The sequence below is a fragment of the Mycobacterium sp. pR1184 genome, assembly GCF_041287235.1.
Classification (GTDB): Bacteria; Actinomycetota; Actinomycetes; order Mycobacteriales; family Mycobacteriaceae; genus Mycobacterium.
The window spans coordinates 122,336-141,893 of record NZ_JBGGKR010000001.1 but is presented as its reverse complement, the minus strand read 5'-3'; the positions used below and the strand labels follow the sequence as shown (position 1 = coordinate 141,893).

The window sequence follows — 19,558 nt, the reverse complement described above, 5'->3', positions numbered from 1 at the left end:
TCATGCTGAAGAGGCCGTCGGCCCAACACGTTCCGGCGCGCCTCGAGGAGGACTCGGATGAGCAACCGCCCCGCGAGGCCGTCATGCTCGTGACCCAACCGTCCCGCGTGGCCATGCAAACGGCACCCCGGACACGATGGCTGGCGAAATTGCGTGAGACGGCGCCCACCACCCGGGTCATGGTGGTGGCGGTCATGGTGTCGATGGTGGCCTTCCTCGACAGCACCGTGGTGAACCTGGCCCTGCCGGCCACCGAGCGCGAACTCGGTGGCGGCCTGTGCTTGCAGCAGTGGGTCGTCGACGGTTACCTGCTGGCCCTGGCGGCCGCGATCCTGCCCGGTGGTTCGATCTCCGATCTGTTCGGTCGAGTGCCGGTCATGCGTTTCGGGCTGGCCACCTTCGGGACCGGCTCCGTGCTGGCGGCCAGCGCGACCTCGCCGGTGATGCTGATCGCAGGCCGGGTCATTCAAGGCTTAGGGGCGGCGTTTTTGGTGCCTGGGTCGCTGGCGATGATCAACTCCACGTTCGCCCCCACGGACCGCCACCGAGCCATCGGAGCCTGGACGGGCTGGACGGGCACCGCGTTCGCGATCGGCCCGCTGCTGGGCGGTCTGGCGGTGGACCTGCTGAGCTGGCGATGGATCTATGCGCTGTCGGCCGTCCCGATCGTCATCGGTTTCGCGTTGACGTTCTGGCTGTGCCCGGTGCCCCGACCGACCCACCGCGCCAGCCTGGATGTCCGCGGGGCGGTGCTGGCCGCGATTGGGCTGGCCGCCACCGTCGACGCACTGATCGAGGCCGGTCAGCACGGCTGGTCCGGCCGCATCATCGCCACGCTGATCGTCGGAATCGCGGCACTGCTGGCGTTCGTGAGCTGGCAACGGCGCGCCCCGCACCCACTCATACCGCTGCGCCTGTTCACGGTCCGCAACTTCGCCGCCGCCAACCTGGTCACCGCGTTCGTCTACGGCGCCATCGCGATGGCTTCCCTCGCCGTCGCGCTCTACACCCAGGAGGTCGCGGGCTACTGTGCGACGGTCGCCGCCTTGGCCACCCTGCCCAACCCGATCCTGTCGTTCCTGTTCGCCAAGCGCGTCGGCGGTTTGGCCGCGCGCATCGGACCCCACGTGTTCCTGACGGCGGGCCCGATCCTGGCCGGACTGGGGCTGCTGCTGATCCGGCCCGGTGCCGGATTCAACATCGTCACCCATCTGCTGCCCGGCACGACGGTGCTGGCCATCGGACTGCTATTGACCACAACACCGTTGGGCGCGTTGAACCTGTCTTCGGTTGACGCGGCCCGCAGCGGCATCGCGGCGGCCATCCAAAACGCGGTGGGCCGCACGTCCGCGCTGACCTCCGTGGCGAGCGTGGGGTTGATCGCCGCGGGAACGCTCACCGATGCCAGTTTCACCCGGTTGCTGCAGATCGCCGCGGCCCTGTTCTTCATCGCCGCCCTGATCGCCACCGTCTGCGTCGTCAATCCACGCCACGGCGCCGATTCCGCTCTCGCCGAGGCCGAAGCCGCCGCCGTGGCATGAACGCCCCGGCACTGGAGCCGAGCCCGCCCCGAGTGTGGGGCCTAGGTACGAAAATCGCCGTGAATTAGGCCCCACGCTGGGCGTCGCCTTGTTGTTTACAGTTAACTGCACTATTGCGCCTGACTGCAGGCTAAAGCTAGGGTAGCCCGATGACGAGTACGGCAGCGTGGCCGGTGACCGAATTCATGAACGACCCGATCGGCTTCTTCGGCCAGTCCTACACCCAGATGCACAGCATCGGCCGCGACGAGCTCGAAGAGCTGCAGCGCCGGGCCATGGGCATCCGCTTTGCCGAGCACTACGAAAGCATCGAGATCCTGCGCAAACTGGCCGACCGACTCGGCATCACCGAGCTCAACCAGTTCAATGATGTTGTCCCGCTGCTGTTCTCGCACACGGCGTTCAAGTCGTATCCGGCCGCGCTGGTGGACAAGAAGCGCTTCGACCTGATGACGAAGTGGCTGGACAAGCTCACCAGCTACGACCTGTCGGCGGTGGACACCGCCGGCTGCACCGGGATCGACGACTGGATCGAGCGGCTCGATGCGCAGACGCCGCTGGAGGTGATCACGTCCAGCGGCACCACCGGAACCATCTCGATCCTGCCCAAGGACAAGCACGGCGCCGCGGAGGGCATGACGCTGTGGAAGATCTGTCTTTTCCAGACCTTCGGCCACGAGCCGACCGACGCCGAACTCAACCCGTCGGTCGATGTGGTGTGGCCGAACTTCGCCAACGGCAAGCTCGGTCATCTGCGCATTGCCAACATGATCAAGCGTGGCTTCACCGGCGGTGACGAAACCAGGTTTCACGCGCTCTATCCGTTCGCGGTAGATACCGACCTGATGTTTCTGGCCTCCAAGATGCGCGCGGCGGCGTCGCGCGGCGAACTCGACCGATTGGAGATCGACCCCGCGCTGGCTGCTCGCAAGGACGAGTTCATTGCCATGCAGGCCCGCCAGGCTCAGGACATGGATGCGTTCTTCACCCGCATCACCGAGCAGCTGCGCGGCAAGCGGGTGTTCATGCTCGGCACCTACCACTTGATGTACGACATCGCCAGGGCCGGCCTGGACCGCGGTGTGCGCAACGTCTTCTCCCCCGACTCCGCGATTCTCACCGGCGGAGGCATGAAAGGCGTTGCGCTGCCTGATGATTTCATGGACGTCATCAAGGACTTCCTCGGCGTCGACCGCATCCAGGTCGGCTACGGCTTCTCCGAGTCCAGCACCTTTCACTGGGGCTGCAGCGAGGGCCGCTACCACGTCGCACCCTGGGTCGTTCCGTTCGTGCTCGACCCGGACACCAGCGAACCACTTCCCCGTACCGGCGTGCAGACCGGGCGCGCGGCCGTCTACGACATCCTGCTGCGCGCGCATTGGGGCGGTGTCATCTCGGGCGACGAGGTCACGATCGACTGGGACCTGCGGTGCCCCTGCGGCCAGGCCAGCCTCGCGTTCGAGAAGGACATCATGCGCTACAGCGAGAAGCAGGGCGTCGAGGACGACCGGATCACTTGCGCCGCAACACATGAGGTGCATAACGAGGCGGTGAACTTTATGAAGGGCGTCGACCTGTGATCGCCTACACCGTCCCGCTGTTCTTGCGGGGACAGGTCATCACCGACGATCTCGTCGGATTCGATACCCGCATCGGCGCCTCGCAGTTCCAGGCGCCGGACATGGGCAAGTACGTCGATCGGCTGCCACTCAAGAGCCCCGGCGAGATGAGCGACCTCTACGAAATCAGCTTCGACGAGATCCTCGATGTGCTGGCTGCCCTCGGCGAGGCGCTGGACTTCGAGTCGAACACCCATCTGCAGGAGGCCTACGAGGCCTCGCTGGTCGCCAACGTGCTGCCGGCGGAGATGATGAAGAACAGCTATCTCGTGCTGCGGCCGCTGTTTTCGCGAGAGAACGTTACCGAAATCGCCGACAGCCAGGTCGGGCTGGACTACCTCAACGGGTGGGTCCCGCATACATTGCGCGACGGGCGCGAACTACGCGTGCGCGCGTTCGGATCCCGAGTGCTGCACATCCCGGCGGGCAACGGCGGATTGGTGTCGGCGGTGACGATCCTGCGCTCGGTGATCACCCGATCCGACGTCATCATCAAGGCTCCGTCCAACGATCCGCTCACCGCGATCGCGATCGCCCGTACGCTTGCCGATGTCGCGCCGGACCACCCGATCACCAGGCACCTGGTAGTCGGGTACTGGAAAGGGGGCGATCTGGCCGTCGAGGAGGAGCTCTACCAGCCCCAGCACATCGAAAAGATCGTGGCATGGGGCGGGATGGCGTCCGTCAAACACGTAACCCGGTACATCCAACCGGGTTTGGAGCTCATCGCGCTGGATCCGAAACGCAGCGCGACCATCATCGGCCCCGAGGCCTTCGTCGACGACGACACTTTACGGGAGGTGGCCCGGCGCGCCGCGACCGACATCGGCGTGGCCAATCAGGAAGGGTGCGCCAACGCCCGGGTCATCTACGTGCTCAGCGGAACCGACATCGAGGGCCTGGCCAACGCGAACCGGCTCGGCGAATTGATCTACCGAGAACTGGTTTCGCTGCCCGACATCGTCAGCACGGCGCCGCGCTACCCCAACCGCGAATTGCTCGATCATCTCGAGGCCTCGCGCATGACCGACGACTTCTATCGCGTCATCGGTGGCGAGCACCGCGAGGGAGCCATCGTCGTCTCCCAATTCGACGAGCCGGTCGACTATTCGCCGATGTTGTCGGGACGCGTCGCCAACATCGTGCCGGTCGATAGCATCGACCGGGTGACCTCCGCAGTCAACGCCTACACTCAGACGATCGGCATCTATCCTGAGTCGCTCAAACGACAATTGCGAAACACGCTGCCGCTGTTCGGTGCCCAACGGTTGACCAGCCTGGGCTACGCGTGCAGTGTCGCGATCGCGATGCCCCAGGATGCCATCGAACCGATCCGGCGGATGTGCAAGTGGATCGTCGACGAGGAATGCGACCCCGCCACGGTCGTTCCGCTCTGGGAGCTGGCTCGCCGATGAGTGAACGTCGCACCGCGCTGCAGGTCGTCGAGGGAAACGACCTGTCCGGCAAGGTATGTGTGATCACCGGCGCCTCGTCGGGGCTGGGCCGGGAGTCGGCGCGAGCGCTGGCCACCGCGGGCGCCCACGTGATCCTGGCCGCGCGCAACTCCGACGCCCTGGCCGACACCGCCCAGTGGGTGCGGGACGAAGTACCGGGCGCGGCGACCTCGACGATTGAGCTCGACCTCACCGCGCTGTCCAGCGTTCGCGCGGCGGCCACTGCGATCAGCGACATCGCGCCGGCGGTGCATGTGTTGATGAACAACGCCGGCGTCATGTTCACCCCGTTCGGCCGCACCCGGGACGGGTTCGAATTGCAGATCGGGACAAACCATTTCGGGCACTTCGAGCTGACCCGATTGCTGGTCCCGCAGCTGGCCGCGGCCCAGGGCGCCCGGGTGGTGATCCTGTCCTCCGGTGGCCACGTGATGGGTGACGTCGACTTCGACGATCCCAACTGGGAGCGTCGCGATTACGACAAGTTCGTGGCATACGGCGCCTCCAAGACGGCGAACATCCTGCACACGATCGAGGCCGATCGGCGGTTGCGCGATTCGGGAATTCGCGCCTACGCCGTGCATCCCGGCACCGTTGCCACCTCGCTGGCGCGATACATGTCGCGCGACGACTTCTCCGACCTCCGCAAGCTGGTGGTGGACAACAGCGCACTGCGCGGCGAGTCGAGCGACGGCCGCCTCGACTTCTCCACTCCCGAACAGGGCGCGGCCACCCAGGTGTGGGCCGCAGTGAGCCCCGAACTCGCCGACCGGGGTGCGCTGTACCTGGAAGACTGCGGCATCAGCGAAAACGTCGCCCCGTACGCGAGCGATCCGCAGCGCGCCGCCGAATTCTGGCTGCTCTCCGAAAAGGTATGTGCCAGCGTATGACCCGGATGGAGCGGCGCAAGAACGAGATGCGGGAGAAGATCCTCGTCGCCGCGTTCGACCTGTTTCTGGCGCAGGGCGTCGCGGCCACCACCATCGAGGAAATCTGCGAACGCGCCGACGTCGCCAACCGGACCTTCTTCAATCACTTCGCCACCCGCCAGGACATGATTCGCGCGCTGGCCGAACGGCGCCTGGTCAATCTGCACGACGTGGTCTTCGACCGCGCCGACGAACCCATCCCGGCGCGGCTGATCGGCGTGTTCGACGACATCGGCACGACGTTGGTCAAATCCGGTGACACCTACCGCGAGCTGATCGGCGAGATGCTCGCCACCTCCGGCTACGGCATTCAGCGCGGATTCAATCTGCACGCCACCTTCGGCGAACTGATCAAGGAAGGCGTCAGCTGCGGCGAGGTCAGCACCCGCCACGACGCAGACACGTTGGCCGACATCATCGTTGGTGCGCTCTCGGGCGGCATCGTCAACTGGACGAACGATCGCACCTACTCGCTCGAGACCAACCTGCACAACCTCGGTGTCGCGCTGGCCGACTTGCTCACGGCTCCGGCAGCGGCTCCCACTCGCTCGACACGCTCGCGCTGAACCGCGGCGGCCGCTTGTCGAAGAACGCGGCGACGCCTTCACTCGCGTCGGGACTGCCCATCACGCGGTGGTGCAACTGCGTTTCCAGCGAGGCGACCTGCCTTGGCGTGTAGCCGTGAATCGCGGTGTCCCACAACAGCCGTTTGCACAGCGCCGCCGACATCGGCGCCACATTGACCGCGATGGCGCGGGCCATCTCCAGCGCGGTGTCGAGCACCTGCGCGGCTGGCACCGCCCGATTCGCGATGCCGTACGCGACGGCCTCGGGCCCGTCGAACGTGCGCCCGGTCAGCAGCACCTCGGCGGCCACCCCGAGATTGGTCAGGTGCGCCAATGTCCAGTGCGCCATGCAATCGGGTATCACTCCCCGGCGCACCTGCACCACACCGTATTTGGCGTCCTCGGCAAGGATGCGGATGTCGGCCTGCAGCGCGATGGTCAGCCCGATTCCGATGGCATGCCCATTGACGGCAGCGATCACCGGTGTGCGCAATTCGAACGCCGGCGGGTCGATCGGCGACGCGGAAAACCCGGTACCGTCTTCGGGGCTGTCGAAGGGCGTTGCGCCGTCGGAGAAATCGGCGCCGGCGCAAAAGGCCCGGCCCGCCCCGGTGACCACAATGGCCCGGACGTCGTCGTCCTCGTCGTAGTCCCGGTACGCCGCGCTCAGCAGCGCACCCATCTCGGCGGTGTATGCGTTGAGATGCTCGGGCCGATTCAGCGTGAGCACTGCCACGCCCGAGTCGACATCGGCCACCACGTCGCTGCTCATCGCCGTGCGGACCTGCGGTGCAGGGCGTCGATCAGGCCGGCAAGGTCCGCGTTGGCCGGTGTGTAGTAGGGGAAGTAGCAACATATTTCGTCGACGTGCTCGCCGAACCGCTCGGCGATCTGCTGCGCGCATTGGTCCGGTGTGCCGACGATTCCGATCCGGGCGACCATGTCGTCGGTGATCAGGGCGCGCATCTCGGCAAAGCGGCCCTGTTTGGACAGCGCGTTGAGTTCCGGCTGGACATCCGCCCAGCCCTCCACCTCGAGCACCGGCAGGTAGGCCGGTGTGGAGCCATAGAAGGCGATCAGCGATGCGACGCCGTCGACTGCGGCCGCCAGGTCCCCCTCGTTGCTGCCGACCGCGACCATGGCCTGAGCGATCACCTGAAAATCGTTGGCGGAGCGCTGCGAACGGCGCAGTCCCTCGTTGATCGCGGGGACGGTGCGGTCGGCGAAGTGGCGGGCGCTGTTGAACGGCATCACCAGCAGCCCGTCGGCGACTTCGCCGGCGGTGCGCGTCATGATCGGGCCCAGTGCCCCCATCAGCACCGGTGGCGGCCCGAACGGGTTGGGGCCGGGGTTGAAGTTGGGCGCCATCAGGGTGTGGGTGAAGAACTCACCGCGAAAGTTCAGCGGGGACTGGCCTTCCCACGCCGCGAAGATCGCCTTGATCGCGGCGATGGTTTCGGCCATCCGCGCCGCCGGACGATGCCATGTGCTGCCGTAGCGCTTTTCGATGTGGACCTTGATCTGCGAGCCCAGCCCGAGCCGGAACTTGCCGCCGCTGTAAACCTGCAAATCGTAGGCGGCGTGCGCCATGTGCAGCGGACTGCGCGGCGCGGCGATCGCGACGTTGGTCATCAGGTCCAGGTCGGTCTCGTTGGCCGCGATGAGCAGCGGAAAAAACACATCGTGCTGACCCTCGAAGGTGAACAGGCCGTCGGCACCCGTCTCGGCGATCTCGGCCGCACTCGCCGACGCACCGGTGGGCGATCCGTTGACTTGCAGATGTACTTTCACTCAACCGTCCAGTCGCGCAATCAGTTTCCCTATAGGAAAGCACACCGCTACTTCGACAACTGGAACTCCACCATCTCGGCGATCGCGTCGACCGCCTCACCCAGTGCGGCGAACCGGTCGGCCACCGATGGCGCCGCGAGCACCGAGTAGCGGTCGGCCGCGCCGATCGGGATGCGGGTGGCCAACGTGTACAGCCGCTGTCCCGCGTCGGCGTCGTCGGGGCCCAGCAGCACCTCACGCTCCGGCAGCGTGGCGCCGCGCGCTTCGGCGATCCGCTCGAACAAGGCCATCATCCGGTCTTCGAGGTCGACAAGCTGCGCCACGGTGACCGCGTCGCCGGGTTCGTCGGGCCACGGCTGCACCGATGCCCGTGGATAGGGATCGTCGGGTAGCCACTCGGACACCCGAATCCGCTCGCCGGTCCGGCAGCGCAGCGAGTATCGGTCGGCGCCCTGCTCGACGCATTCGTCGATCGTGCACAGGACGCCGATATCGCAGCGCGAATCGCCGCCGCCGACCTCGCGACCGCGTGAGATCAGCACCACGCCGAATGGTTCGCCGGCGTCGACGCAATGCCGCACCAGTGCGACGTAGCGAGGCTCGAAGATGCGCAGCGGCATATCCTGATTCGGCAGGAACGCCGACTCCAGCGGAAACATCGCCAGCTCCATCAGATCTCCAGCTCGCCCACCAACGCATCGACGACCGCGCGCAGATCGCCGTCGTGCTCTTCGGCCACCCGACGCTGCCGCTGATAGGAAGCGCCGTGGCGCCAGATGTCCTCCACCGCCGCGAGTTCGTCGGTGCAATGCAGCAGCTTGGCGACCGGCTCCAACCGATTCAGCACATCGGTGAGGTCGTCGGTGACCAGGCGCTCGTTGCTGTCGGCGTCCTGGATGATCACCGCGTCCAGGCCGTAGCGCGCCGCGCGCCACTTGTTCTCCTGGTTGTGCCACGGCGGCATGGTCGGCAACGTCTCGTCGGCTTCCAGCCGGCGATCGAGGTCGACCACCAGGCAATGCGTCAGCGCGACCAGCGCGCTCAGCTCACGCAGGTTGGACACACCGTCGCAGACTCGCACCTCGAGAGTGCCCAGATGCGGCGAAGGCCTTATATCCCAACGAACTTCGTCGACATGGTCGATGATGCCGGTCTTCTTCTGGTCGTAGACGAACCCTTCGAATTCCGGCCAGGTCTGAAACTGGAACGGCAGCCCGGCGGTGGGCAGCTGCTGGAACATCATCGCCCGGTTGCTGGCGTATCCAGTGTCCACGCCGGTCCACCACGGTGATGACGCCGACAGCGCCAGCAGGTGCGGGTAGTAGCGCAGCAGTGACGTCATGATCGGCATCACCTTGTGCGCCGAGGAGATTCCCACGTGCACGTGCACACCCCAGATCAGCATCTGGCGTCCCCACCACTGGGTGCGCTTGATCAGCTCGGCGTAGCGGGGCGCATCGGTGAGCTTCTGGGTGCTCCACTGCGCGAACGGGTGTGCCCCGGCGCAGAACAATTCCATGCCACGGGCCCGGACGATCTGGCGTGCGGGACCCAACGTCTCGCGCAAATCCTCGATCGCCTGCCCGGTGCAATCGCAGATGCCGCTGACCACCTCGACGGTGTTGCGCAGCAATTCCTTGTGCACCCGCGGGTTTTCGCCGATCTCGGCGATAACAGAGGTGGCCTCGTTACTCAGATCGCGAGTCTGCGCGTCGACGAGGGCGAACTCCCACTCCACGCCGAGCGTCGGCCGCGGCGACCGGGCGAAATCGATATGCGCGAGAGGCCTGTTAGCCGGCACCAATGACACCGCACGCCACTCGCTTGCCGGCGTCACCAGTGCTCATCGTCATCGCATCCGGACCCGGCGCCCCGTTGGTCTGGCTGTATCGCTCCGGCGGGATATTGGCGAAGTTGTCCGCACCGGCGTGGATGATGATCGCGGTCTTTTCACCCGTCAACAGGTCTTCCATCGCGAAGGCGTCGGTGGTGGTCACCAATGTCCCGGCCCCGTCCTTGCGAACTTCCAGCGAGGTGAGGTCGCCGCTGGCGGGCTCGGCTGCGTGGCCGGGTGCTTGGAAGTGGCCGCCCGCGGACAGGAAGTCGCCGGGCGCACCGCCGGTGGGGCCAACCGAATTGGCCTCGCACTTGCCGACTTTGTGGATGTGCACACCGTGGAAGCCGGGCGCGATCTGGCCCACCCCGGTCGTCGCGATCGTGATGGTGGCATAGCCGTTGGCGAAGTCGAGTGTCGCGGTCGCGACCTGTGTGCCGTCGGGTGCGCGCAGATGGGTCGTGATGCTCCGCTTGCCCTCGCTCGCGGCTCCCGCGGTTGCCGACGGTGCCGGTGATCCCGTCCAAATGGCAGGGGTGGTACCCGGGACCGACGACGCGTGTTGGGGCGAGGAGCACGCACTCAGCAAAACGACACTGGTGGCTGCGGACAGTGCGGACAGGGTGACAACGACATGGCGGTGACCGGCAAGCGTAGGCATAGCGAGAGCCTAACCCGGCTCGCGACTCAGAGTCAGCCCGCGACCAAGACGATGACGCCGGGCGGTTCCCCGCTCAGCGCGGGAATGCGCGGTTCGACCGGCGCGCTCAGGTTTTTGCCGACCGCGTCCGCGGTGGCGTGCTCGCTACCGGCGTCGGTGAAGTACACGGTCGTGACGGTCACTTCGGGCAACGTCAGGTTTCCGACGTCGACGACCTTGAAGCCGCCGGCCTTGAGTTGGTCCGCGGTCTTCCCGGCCACACCTTCCTTGCCGGAGATGTTGAACACGTGGACATCGGCATCGGTGGCCGCGGGCTTGGTACTCGTCGAGGTCGACGAGGCGGTGCTGCTGGTGCTGGTTGCGCTCGAGGACGCCGAGGCCGAGTCATCGTCGGACTTCCCGGAGGAGCTCAGCGCCTGCCACCCGAGCAGCAAAAAGATGACACCGAGAAACAACAGCACCATCACCATGGCCCGCAGTGGGAGCCCCGTGGAATCGGGGACACGCTCTTTCATCGAGCCCTACTGTAGCTAGTCAGGTCACCTCGAAGCCGAGGCGCCGGGCCGCACGTGCCTTCTGGCGGCTGGCCCGCAACCGCCGCAACCGCTTCACCAGCATCGGGTCGGCGGCCAGCGCCTCTGGCCGATCCACTAGCGCGTTCAGCACTTGGTAGTACCGCGTTGCCGACATCGAGAACAACTCTTTGATCGCGTCTTCCTTGACACCGGCGAACTTCCACCACTGACGCTCGAAGGCCAGTATGTCGTGTTCGCGTCGGGTCAGCCCGTCGGCGACTTCAGGATCGTCCCCCGATCGATTTGCCCGCGCCATGGCGCTGTCCATATCGCTTCCCCTGGACCCTTCCGCCGAATTCCCTGTAGCTCTGCTGACTTGACTTACACCGGGGCATGTTTCGGCGAATATTGAATCACGCCGCGAACCCTCAAGCCCTCATCCAGACCCGCGAGTCGGCGGATTGCCTTCATTGCTTACTTCGCGGCCCCTTAAGCTAGCCGACCATGGCAGTCGTACCAATCCGCATCGTGGGCGATCCGGTGTTGCACACACCGACCACACCGGTGCCCGTCGATTCCGACGGCGCGCTGCCGGCAGACCTGGCGGCGTTGATCTCCGACATGTACGACACCATGGACGCCGCCCACGGCGTCGGGCTGGCCGCCAATCAGATCGGACACGGCCTGCGGGTGTTCGTGTACGACTGTGCCGACGACCGCGGCATGACCGAGCGCCGCCGCGGCGTGGTCGTCAATCCGATCCTGGAGACCTCCGAGATACCCGAGACCATGCCCGACCCGAGCGACGACGACGAGGGATGCCTGTCGGTTCCCGGCGAGTCGTTTCCCACCGGGCGCGCGAAATGGGCGCGAGTCAGCGGACTGGACGCCGACGCCAAACCGATCACCATCGAGGGCACCGGACTGTTCGCCCGGATGCTGCAGCACGAGACCGGGCACCTGGATGGCTTCCTCTACCTGGACCGCCTGATCGGACGGCACGCCCGCGCCGCAAAGCGCACCGTCAAATCCCACGGCTGGGGTGTGCCCGGGCTGTCCTGGACGCCCGGTGAGGGACCGGATCCGTTCGGACACTGATGGTCTCATGGCCGGACCTCGGAACCCGGGTAGCGGTTCGCTACCGGCGTCCGGCCGGATCGGTTCCGCCGCTCTCGGATGCGGTCGGACACCTGTTGGCGATCGATCCGGTGGTGCGGGTGCAGACGAAAACGGGCGCGGTCATCGCATTCGCCGCCGCCGATGTGGTGGCCCTGCGGGTGCTGACCGACGCGCCGGTGCGCACGTCGGCAATCCGCGCGCTGGAGTACGCCGCCGCGATGGCCCGGACCGGCCCGGAACACGCTTGGCTGGACGGCTGGCTGCTGCGATGGGGGCCTTGCCCGGTCGCGGGGGACGGCGACGAAGCCGGCTTTGCCTCGAATTCGGCAGTGCCACTGGATATTTCCGCCCGATTCAGCTCCGTCCCGGCGATCGTCGCCTGGTATGAGCGTCGCGGCCGATCCCCGCTGCTGGCCATCCCGGACCGCTTGCTGACCCCGCCGCGCACCGGGGTGGCCGATCACACCGAGCGCGTGTTGGTCCGCGACGTGCCGAGCATCACGCCAGAGCCGGACGATGCGAGCGAGGGGGCCGCCGTGACCGATGCGCCCGACGGCACCCGCTGGGTAGGACTTTCGGCGCCGCGCGAAGCGCAGTTGGCCTGGGGGGCGCGCCGGGGCGCCACCCGGGCATACCTCGCGGTCGCCGAGGGCGATACCGCGACGGCCGGCCTCGCCGACCACCTCGGCTTCCGGCTGCACCACCGCCGTCGCTACTTCGAGGCCCGGTCGGCCGGCTGGGATACCGTCTAGCTGTGCGACTAGCGACCTGGAACGTCAACTCGATTCGCACTCGCCTGGACCGCGTCACCGGTTGGCTCGCCCGCGCCGAGGTCGACGTGCTGGCCATGCAGGAGACCAAGTGCTCCGACAGCCAGTTCCCCGCCCTGCCGTTCGTGGAACTCGGCTACGAGGTCGCCCACGTCGGCTTCAACCAGTGGAACGGCGTGGCGATCGCTTCTCGCGTGGGCCTGGACGATGTGCAGGTCGGATTCGACGGCCAGCCCACCTGGAGCAGCAAGCCGGAGGTGGCCGCGACCGCCGAAGCCCGCGCCTTGGGCGCGACCTGCGGCGGCGTGCGGGTATGGAGCCTCTACGTGCCCAACGGCCGCACCCTGGTCGACCCGCACTACACCTACAAGCTGGAATGGCTTGCCGCGCTGCGCGATACGGCCGCCGGCTGGCTGCGCGACGATCCCGGCGCCCAGATCGCAATGGTCGGCGACTGGAACATCGCGCCGACCGACGACGACGTCTGGAGCACCGAATTCTTCGCCGGCGCCACCCACGTGTCCGAGCCGGAACGCCGGGCGTTCAATGCAATTGTCGAGGCGCAATTCACCGACGTAGTGCGGCCTTTCACCCCCGGCCCCGGCGTGTATACCTATTGGGATTACACCCAGCTCCGGTTCCCGAAGAAGCAAGGTATGCGCATCGACTTCATCCTCGCCTCACCGGCGCTGGCCGGGCGGGTCGCCGATGCGCAGATCGTCCGGGACGAACGCAAGGGCAAGGCGCCCAGCGATCACGCTCCGGTATTGGTCGACTTGAATCCGGAGTAGCCGCACAAATTCCAGGCGACTTCGCGTTGTGAGTACGTTTCCGACATGGCAGCATTTTGCGTTGTTAGATACGTGCACAATTTTCGTCGCTGCTGTTAACCGCCCGTTCGGCGGGTATACATGTTGCTACGCGGTTGCAACCAGAGCGACCAAGGATCCAGGGAGTCATCATGGGTGTCGTCGGAGGGGCAGTCCGCAACGCGGGAAAAACTGTCAATCGCGCGGCGGATGCCACCACCGCCGCTGCGGGCGCCGTCGGAGGGGCGGCAATCAATGGAATCGTGGGTGGGGTAACCGGAGCGGCCGAGGGCATCAAGCGCGGGATCAACTCGGGCAGCCACTCGACCCCGGCGGCCGCGCTGGCCATTGGGGCGCTGGGCGTGGCCGGGCTGGTCGAGTGGCCGCTGCTGTTGGCGGTCGGCGGCGGTGCGCTGGTGTTGCACCGGCTCAACCGCAAGCCTCAGGGCTCGGCGAAAGCCCAGCTCAAGCCGGTACCGACCGAGTCGACGCCGGCGAAGTCGGCACCACCGAAGCCCGCTAGCAAGGCCCCCGCCAAGAAGACGGCCGGACGTCGCGCCGGCGCCGCGCCGTTGCGCAGCACCAACTAGCTGGGACTTGACTTACGCGGACGCGCGCTGTGGACGGCCATGCGGCCGTCCGGCAACGTGTGCCGACGGGTCGGGGCAGATCGTCGCCCGGGGTCGCGAAATCACTCGCGAGGAAAAGCGCGGCGGCCTGCGATGCGTCCGATCTTGCTGGACGATCTCCACGATCCCGACGCGCCACAGCAGCGCATAGAGTTCGAGCAACGGCACGCGTAGCACCGAAGCAACAGATGAAAATATCGGATCGGCCAGGGAGTCGGTCGTCGACATAAGACCGACGGTGACCAAGTCACCCGGCGAGTTGGGAAACCCTTCGTTACTGAAAGGCAAATGATGGCGGAAAAGAAAACTCGCCGTGCAACATCTCAACGCGAAGCGGTAGAAAAAATTCGCGCGGGCGAAACCTTCGTCGTGAAGCTGCCCGGGATCGGGCGGACCGAGATTCCGCGACCAGAACAGCTGGCCTACTACGGCGGCCTGGCCGCCCTGGCCGCGCTCGAACTGATCGACTGGCCGGTCGCCCTGGTCATCGCCGCCGGACACATCCTGGCCAGCAACCACCACAACAAGCTGCTGGAAGAAATCGGCGAAGCGATGGAAGAGGTCTAGCGATCGGCTTCTGCGGGAATGCGCTCGTGGATCGTCAACAGCAGATGGTCGACCTGGCTCTGCACCACCGCTGACATTGGCGGCAGGTCGCTGACCTCCTGGATCAGCTGCTTGGCCAGCGTGCGCAGCTTGATGTTGGTCTCCTGCGAACGCCACTGCAGCACCCGGAACGCCTGGTCGGCGCTGACGCGGTAGATGGCCATCATCACGCCCTTGGCCTGCTCGATAGCCGCCCGGTTTTCGAACAGATCCGGCAGCGCCTCGTCGAGAACTTCCTGGCGGCTTTCGTAACGTGCTTCGTCGATGCCGCTCAAGTCGATGTAATAGCCCGACGTCCCCCGCACCGCACCCGACTCGTCGTCCACGATGCGGTCCGCCACGACGATCGCATCGTGCACCGCGCCGGATGTGTCGACAAAGCGGTGGCGACTGGAGAAGGACTCCCCGGAGTGCAACGCATGGCGGAGCAGGTCGCGGACGTGTTCCCGATCGTCGGGATGTTTGTGGGACAACATCAGGTTCGTTGTCGGTGCGACCGTGCCGGGTTCGTAGCCGTGCATCCGCGCGACCTCGTCGGACCACTCCCAGCGTTCCCCGTCGAACCAGAACTTGAAGCTGCCGACGTTCAGGTATGAAATCGCCGCGCCCCCGGTCCCCTTCGTCGGCTGCTTTCGACTCCGGGTGAATGTCGCGGCACCGGCTTGCTTGGGCTGCTGCACGTCCTTCATCATCCCACTGCGCGAAATTCACGGAAGAGCTATCCGCTGATTGGAGCCCGTTTCCGCCGTCAACCCGGCCGATATTTTCGCATTCTGGACCGCTTGGGCGCTCCCGTGCGGCGCGGATGGCCCGAGGTGGGGGTAACGTCGCGTGCGGGCATTAGCCACCGAAAAGTAAACAACCGCGGGAGCGCACGCCGAGTGTGCTGAGAGGACGGCTTGGGGCCGTCGACCGTACGAACCTGACCGGATAATGCCGGCGTAGGGAGATGAAAATATGACCGTCACCGTCGAACCGTCCGTCACCACCGGGCCGATCTGGGGCAGCACCAAGGTGTATCGGGAGATCGATGAGGTTCCCGGCGCCCGGGTGCCGTTGCGCCGGGTGAACCTCTCCAACGGCGAGCACTTCGATCTGTACGACACTTCCGGGCCCTACACCGATCCGGACGCCGCGATCGATCTGAGTGCCGGGCTGCCGCCGCGACCCGGCGTGGTCCGCGATCGCGGCACTCAACTGCAGCGGGCCCGCGCCGGTGAGATCACCGCCGAGATGGCGTTCATCGCCGCGCGCGAGAGCATGCCCGCCGAGCTGGTGCGCGACGAGGTCGCCCGCGGACGGGCGGTCATCCCGGCCAACCACAACCACCCCGAGATCGAGCCGATGATCATCGGCAAGACGTTCGCGACCAAGGTCAACGCGAACATCGGCAACTCGGCCGTGACGTCGTCGATCGCCGAAGAGGTCGACAAGATGGTGTGGGCGACCCGCTGGGGCGCCGACACCATCATGGACCTGTCGACCGGCAAGAACATCCACGAGACGCGCGAGTGGATCCTGCGCAACTCGCCGGTTCCGGTCGGCACCGTGCCGATCTATCAGGCGCTGGAAAAGACCAACGGCGACCCCACCGAGCTGACCTGGGAGCTCTACCGCGACACCGTGATCGAGCAGTGCGAGCAGGGCGTGGACTACATGACGGTGCACGCCGGCGTGCTGCTGCGCTATGTGCCGCTGACCGCCAAGCGGGTCACCGGCATCGTGTCCCGCGGCGGGTCGATCATGGCGGCCTGGTGCCTGGCGCACCACCGAGAGTCGTTCCTGTACACCAACTTTGAAGAACTCTGCGACATCTTCGCCCAATACGACGTCACCTTCTCCCTCGGCGACGGGCTGCGGCCGGGATCCATCGCCGACGCCAATGACGCCGCGCAGTTCGCCGAGCTGCGCACCCTGGGCGAGCTGACGAAGATCGCGAAAGCCCATGGCGTGCAGGTGATGATCGAGGGTCCCGGGCACGTCCCGATGCACAAGATCGTCGAGAACGTGCGGCTGGAAGAGGAGCTGTGCGAGGAGGCACCCTTCTACACGCTGGGCCCGCTGGCCACCGACATCGCGCCGGCCTATGACCACATCACCTCGGCGATCGGCGCGGCGATCATCGCCCAGGCCGGCACCGCGATGCTCTGCTACGTCACACCGAAGGAGCACCTGGGGCTGCCGGACCGCAAGGACGTCAAGGACGGTGTGATCGCCTACAAAATCGCCGCCCACGCAGGCGATCTGGCCAAGGGGCATCCGCACGCGCAGGACCGCGACAATGCGTTGAGCCAGGCACGTTTCGAGTTCCGGTGGAACGATCAGTTCGCGCTGTCCCTGGACCCCGACACCGCCCGGGAGTACCACGACGAGACGCTGCCCGCCGCACCCGCCAAGGCCGCGCACTTCTGCTCGATGTGCGGGCCGAAGTTCTGCTCGATGCGCATCACTCAGGATGTCCGCGACTACGCCGCCAAGCACGGCCTGGAGACCGAAGAGGACATCGAAGCCATGCTCGCGAACGGCATGGCCGAGAAGTCACGGGAGTTCGCCGAGCACGGCAACCGGGTGTATCTGCCGATCACGCAGCCGTGATGCGGATGCGGGGGCCGGGTCGCGGCAATCCGGCACAGTGAGCTACCTGCCGCTGGCACCACCGGGTGCGACGCCGCGCCGCGTGCTGTCCATCGCCGGCTCGGACTCCGGCGGTGGTGCGGGCATCCAAGCCGACATGCGCACCTTTGCGCTGCTCGGCGTGCACGCCTGCATCGCGGTCACCGCGGTGACCGTGCAGAACACGTTGGGAGTCAAGAGCTTTCACCAGGTTCCCGAAGACGTGGTCGCCGGCCAGATCGAAGCGGTAGTCAGCGATATCGGCGTTCAGGCCGCCAAGACCGGGATGCTGGCATCGCCGCGCATCATCGACACGGTGGCCGCCACCTGGCGCCGGCTCGGATCGACGGTGCCGCTGGTTGTCGACCCGGTGGCGGCGTCCATGCACGGCGACGCGCTGATGGCGCCGGCGGCCCTGGATTCGCTTCGCTCGCAACTGTTTCCGCTGGCCACGCTGGTGACGCCGAATCTCGACGAGGTGCGGCTGCTGGTCGGACTCGACGTCGTGGACGCCGAGTCGCAGCGCGCGGCGGCCAAGGCACTGCACGCGCTGGGCCCGCAGTGGGTGCTGGTCAAGGGCGGTCACCTACGCTCGTCGCACCGCAGCTGCGATCTGCTCTACGGTGGCTCTTCCGGGGGCGCGGATTTCTACGAGTTCGACACCGAGCGCATCGCCACCGGCAACGACCACGGTGGCGGTGACACGCTGGCCGCCGCGATCGCCTGCGCGCTGGCCCACGGGTTGACCGTCCCCGAGGCCGTCGCATTCGGAAAGCGCTGGGTCACCGAATGCCTGCGTGCCGCCTACCCACTCGGCCAGGGCCACGGCCCGGTCTCGCCACTGTTCCGGCTGTCGTGAATCTCGACCAGATCGCGGGTATCGCGCACCAACCCGACGGCGTCGCGCACGGTGTCGTGGTGCTCACGCACGGCGCCGGCGGTAACCGCGAATCGGAGCTGCTGCAACGGATTTGCGACGAGTGGGCGCGGCGCGGCTGGCTCGCGGTCCGGTACAACCTGCCCTACCGGCGGCGCCGCCCCAAGGGGCCGCCGTCCGGCTCGGCGGCCACCGATCGCGCCGGAATCGACGAGGCAATCGCCTTGTGCCGCACCCTTGCCGACGGCCCGCTGATCGCGGGTGGACATTCCTACGGCGGCCGGCAGACGTCGATGGTCCTCGCCGAGGCAGACCCGCCCCAGGTCGCCGTGTTGACACTGTTTTCCTACCCGGTCCATCCACCGGGAAAGCCGGAACGACCCCGCACCGAACACCTGCCCGCTATTCGGGTGCCCACCGTCTTCACCCACGGCACGTCGGATCCCTTCGGCACGCCGGCCGAGGTGCGTGATGCAGCGGCCTTGATCCCCGCGACGACCGAGGTCGTCGAAATCGCCGGCGCGCGTCACGATTTGCGCTCGAAGACACTCGACGTTCCCGCGCTCGCGGTCGATGCGGCGCTGCGTCTGTTGGGCTGAGAGTTACTGCCCCGGCAGGGTGCAGGTGGCGGGAAGCAGCAACAGCGCTGGCCACAGCGCGGCGGCTTCGCCGAATGCGACCAGGTCCGGACTGATCGGGGTCACTTTCTCCCATTCGGCTTGCAGATCGCGCATCCGGTCGGGGTGGATGGTGGCCCAGAAGAAGCCGATCAGGAGGTAGGGCAGGGCGAGCCACAACGCCAACTCGATGAGCGCCTGGACCGAAACCCGGCGCCCGAGCCCGCGGCGAATGCGGGCCATCCCTGCCGCCAACGCTGCCATATGCGCAACGATAGGTCAGACGCCCGGAAGGACGCAGTCGGTTGATCGCTAAGCTGCGGCAGTTGTTGAACTACGAGATGACGGTGGCCGAGTGGATCGCACTCGCGGTGCTGCTGGGCATTCCTTACTCGATCGTCGGACTGATCTGGTCATGGACACACACCAGCCATCTTCGCGGCATGCAGGGCGCCGACCTGGTGGTGTCGTTCCTCGGCTCGATCGTGTCCTGGCCGGTGTTGCTGTTCTCCAACGTCTGCATGACCTGACCCGCTTCCGCGAGTTGCAGTCTCGCGGCGGGTTCATTTAGCCAGTTCAAACTGGACAGTTTGAACTGGCTAGTTTAC

General features: G+C 66.5%; 24 protein-coding genes and 1 riboswitch. Of the genes, 14 read left to right on the top strand and 10 right to left on the bottom strand.

What is annotated here, in order from left to right; translation table 11 throughout:
* The first annotated feature begins 2 nt into the window (after positions 1-2).
* The 5 genes from ACAG21_RS00715 to ACAG21_RS00695 all read left to right on the top strand — a co-directional run bounded on the left by ACAG21_RS00715 (position 3) and on the right by ACAG21_RS00695 (position 6,109).
* The gene (locus tag ACAG21_RS00715; RefSeq protein WP_370494150.1) at positions 3-1,541 is read left to right on the top strand and encodes an MFS transporter; all 1,539 of its coding nucleotides are present in this window, start codon (positions 3-5) and stop codon (positions 1,539-1,541) included.
* Positions 1,542-1,690: 149 nt separating this feature from the next.
* The gene (locus ACAG21_RS00710) at positions 1,691-3,121 is read left to right on the top strand and encodes a hypothetical protein (protein WP_370494149.1); all 1,431 of its coding nucleotides are present in this window, start codon (positions 1,691-1,693) and stop codon (positions 3,119-3,121) included.
* A complete protein-coding gene (locus tag ACAG21_RS00705) occupies positions 3,118-4,575 on the top strand; it encodes an acyl-CoA reductase (protein ID WP_370494148.1) in 1,458 nt (485 codons plus the stop codon). The genes ACAG21_RS00710 and ACAG21_RS00705 overlap by 4 nt, the downstream gene beginning before the upstream one ends.
* The gene (locus ACAG21_RS00700; RefSeq protein ID WP_370494147.1) at positions 4,572-5,504 is read left to right on the top strand and encodes an SDR family NAD(P)-dependent oxidoreductase; all 933 of its coding nucleotides are present in this window, start codon (positions 4,572-4,574) and stop codon (positions 5,502-5,504) included. Before ACAG21_RS00705 ends, ACAG21_RS00700 begins: the two co-directional genes overlap by 4 nt.
* The gene (locus tag ACAG21_RS00695) at positions 5,501-6,109 is read left to right on the top strand and encodes a TetR/AcrR family transcriptional regulator (protein ID WP_370494146.1); all 609 of its coding nucleotides are present in this window, start codon (positions 5,501-5,503) and stop codon (positions 6,107-6,109) included. Before ACAG21_RS00700 ends, ACAG21_RS00695 begins: the two co-directional genes overlap by 4 nt.
* Here the strand turns inward: ACAG21_RS00695 and ACAG21_RS00690 are convergent.
* From ACAG21_RS00690 to ACAG21_RS00660, 7 genes are read right to left on the bottom strand one after another with little or no spacing between them, the layout of a single operon-like run.
* The gene (locus ACAG21_RS00690) at positions 6,063-6,881 is read right to left on the bottom strand and encodes an enoyl-CoA hydratase-related protein (RefSeq protein ID WP_370494145.1); all 819 of its coding nucleotides are present in this window, start codon (positions 6,879-6,881) and stop codon (positions 6,063-6,065) included. The genes ACAG21_RS00695 and ACAG21_RS00690 overlap by 47 nt on opposite strands.
* Complete coding sequence (locus ACAG21_RS00685; RefSeq protein ID WP_370494144.1) at positions 6,878-7,900, bottom strand: TIGR03617 family F420-dependent LLM class oxidoreductase; 1,023 nt, start codon at positions 7,898-7,900, stop codon at positions 6,878-6,880. The genes ACAG21_RS00690 and ACAG21_RS00685 overlap by 4 nt, the downstream gene beginning before the upstream one ends.
* A 47-nt stretch (positions 7,901-7,947) precedes the next feature.
* Complete coding sequence (locus tag ACAG21_RS00680) at positions 7,948-8,571, bottom strand: LON peptidase substrate-binding domain-containing protein (protein ID WP_370494143.1); 624 nt, start codon at positions 8,569-8,571, stop codon at positions 7,948-7,950.
* Complete coding sequence (locus ACAG21_RS00675) at positions 8,571-9,701, bottom strand: glutamate--cysteine ligase (protein ID WP_370494526.1); 1,131 nt, start codon at positions 9,699-9,701, stop codon at positions 8,571-8,573. Before ACAG21_RS00675 ends, ACAG21_RS00680 begins: the two co-directional genes overlap by 1 nt.
* Positions 9,691-10,395 carry a superoxide dismutase family protein gene (locus tag ACAG21_RS00670; RefSeq protein ID WP_370494141.1) on the bottom strand — a complete coding sequence of 235 codons (705 nt, stop codon included), beginning with the start codon at positions 10,393-10,395 and terminating at the stop codon, positions 9,691-9,693. The genes ACAG21_RS00675 and ACAG21_RS00670 overlap by 11 nt, the downstream gene beginning before the upstream one ends.
* 32 nt (positions 10,396-10,427) lie before the next feature.
* Positions 10,428-10,910, bottom strand: coding sequence for a LytR C-terminal domain-containing protein (locus ACAG21_RS00665; RefSeq protein WP_370494140.1), 483 nt, complete (start codon positions 10,908-10,910; stop codon positions 10,428-10,430).
* A 19-nt stretch (positions 10,911-10,929) separates the two neighbouring features.
* Positions 10,930-11,238 carry a DUF3263 domain-containing protein gene (locus tag ACAG21_RS00660; RefSeq protein WP_096284348.1) on the bottom strand — a complete coding sequence of 103 codons (309 nt, stop codon included), beginning with the start codon at positions 11,236-11,238 and terminating at the stop codon, positions 10,930-10,932.
* A gap of 176 nt (positions 11,239-11,414) precedes the next feature.
* Here ACAG21_RS00660 and ACAG21_RS00655 point away from each other — a divergent pair, with 176 nt between their 5' ends.
* The 4 genes from ACAG21_RS00655 (at position 11,415) to ACAG21_RS00640 (ending at position 14,198) form a co-directional block, all read left to right on the top strand.
* The gene (locus ACAG21_RS00655; RefSeq protein WP_370494139.1) at positions 11,415-12,008 is read left to right on the top strand and encodes a peptide deformylase; all 594 of its coding nucleotides are present in this window, start codon (positions 11,415-11,417) and stop codon (positions 12,006-12,008) included.
* Complete coding sequence (locus ACAG21_RS00650) at positions 12,008-12,781, top strand: GNAT family N-acetyltransferase (protein WP_370494138.1); 774 nt, start codon at positions 12,008-12,010, stop codon at positions 12,779-12,781. Before ACAG21_RS00655 ends, ACAG21_RS00650 begins: the two co-directional genes overlap by 1 nt.
* Before the next feature lie 2 nt (positions 12,782-12,783).
* The gene (locus tag ACAG21_RS00645; RefSeq protein WP_370494137.1) at positions 12,784-13,590 is read left to right on the top strand and encodes an exodeoxyribonuclease III; all 807 of its coding nucleotides are present in this window, start codon (positions 12,784-12,786) and stop codon (positions 13,588-13,590) included.
* A 170-nt stretch (positions 13,591-13,760) separates the two neighbouring features.
* Complete coding sequence (locus tag ACAG21_RS00640; protein WP_370494136.1) at positions 13,761-14,198, top strand: hypothetical protein; 438 nt, start codon at positions 13,761-13,763, stop codon at positions 14,196-14,198.
* A gap of 12 nt (positions 14,199-14,210) precedes the next feature.
* On the opposite strand, the gene ACAG21_RS00635 is transcribed toward ACAG21_RS00640, so the two are convergent.
* Entirely contained in the window at positions 14,211-14,465 is a 255-nt protein-coding gene (locus ACAG21_RS00635; RefSeq protein ID WP_370494135.1) for an Rv1535 domain-containing protein, read from the bottom strand.
* 63 nt (positions 14,466-14,528) lie between these two features.
* Between ACAG21_RS00635 and ACAG21_RS00630 the strand changes: the two genes are divergently transcribed.
* Entirely contained in the window at positions 14,529-14,804 is a 276-nt protein-coding gene (locus ACAG21_RS00630; protein ID WP_370494134.1) for a hypothetical protein, read from the top strand.
* On the opposite strand, the gene ACAG21_RS00625 is transcribed toward ACAG21_RS00630, so the two are convergent.
* The gene (locus ACAG21_RS00625) at positions 14,801-15,532 is read right to left on the bottom strand and encodes a PAS and ANTAR domain-containing protein (protein ID WP_370494133.1); all 732 of its coding nucleotides are present in this window, start codon (positions 15,530-15,532) and stop codon (positions 14,801-14,803) included. The two genes, ACAG21_RS00630 and ACAG21_RS00625, sit on opposite strands and share 4 nt — an antisense overlap.
* Before the next feature lie 165 nt (positions 15,533-15,697).
* Positions 15,698-15,808: riboswitch (TPP riboswitch) on the top strand.
* On the opposite strand from ACAG21_RS00625, the gene thiC reads away from it, so the two are divergent.
* The 3 genes from thiC (at position 15,801) to ACAG21_RS00610 (ending at position 18,932) form a co-directional block, all read left to right on the top strand.
* A complete protein-coding gene (thiC, locus tag ACAG21_RS00620) occupies positions 15,801-17,438 on the top strand; it encodes a phosphomethylpyrimidine synthase ThiC (RefSeq protein WP_370494132.1) in 1,638 nt (545 codons plus the stop codon). Its footprint overlaps the riboswitch before it by 8 nt.
* 37 nt (positions 17,439-17,475) lie before the next feature.
* On the top strand, positions 17,476-18,315 hold the full coding sequence (thiD, locus tag ACAG21_RS00615; protein ID WP_370494131.1) for a bifunctional hydroxymethylpyrimidine kinase/phosphomethylpyrimidine kinase: 840 nt from the start codon (positions 17,476-17,478) through the stop codon (positions 18,313-18,315).
* Positions 18,312-18,932, top strand: a complete 621-nt coding sequence (locus tag ACAG21_RS00610) for an alpha/beta family hydrolase (RefSeq protein WP_370494130.1) — start codon at positions 18,312-18,314, stop codon at positions 18,930-18,932. Before thiD ends, ACAG21_RS00610 begins: the two co-directional genes overlap by 4 nt.
* A gap of 3 nt (positions 18,933-18,935) precedes the next feature.
* On the opposite strand, the gene ACAG21_RS00605 is transcribed toward ACAG21_RS00610, so the two are convergent.
* A complete protein-coding gene (locus ACAG21_RS00605; RefSeq protein WP_370494129.1) occupies positions 18,936-19,214 on the bottom strand; it encodes a hypothetical protein in 279 nt (92 codons plus the stop codon).
* 41 nt (positions 19,215-19,255) lie between these two features.
* On the opposite strand from ACAG21_RS00605, the gene ACAG21_RS00600 reads away from it, so the two are divergent.
* The gene (locus ACAG21_RS00600) at positions 19,256-19,480 is read left to right on the top strand and encodes a hypothetical protein (protein WP_370494128.1); all 225 of its coding nucleotides are present in this window, start codon (positions 19,256-19,258) and stop codon (positions 19,478-19,480) included.
* Positions 19,481-19,558: the final 78 nt, after the last annotated feature.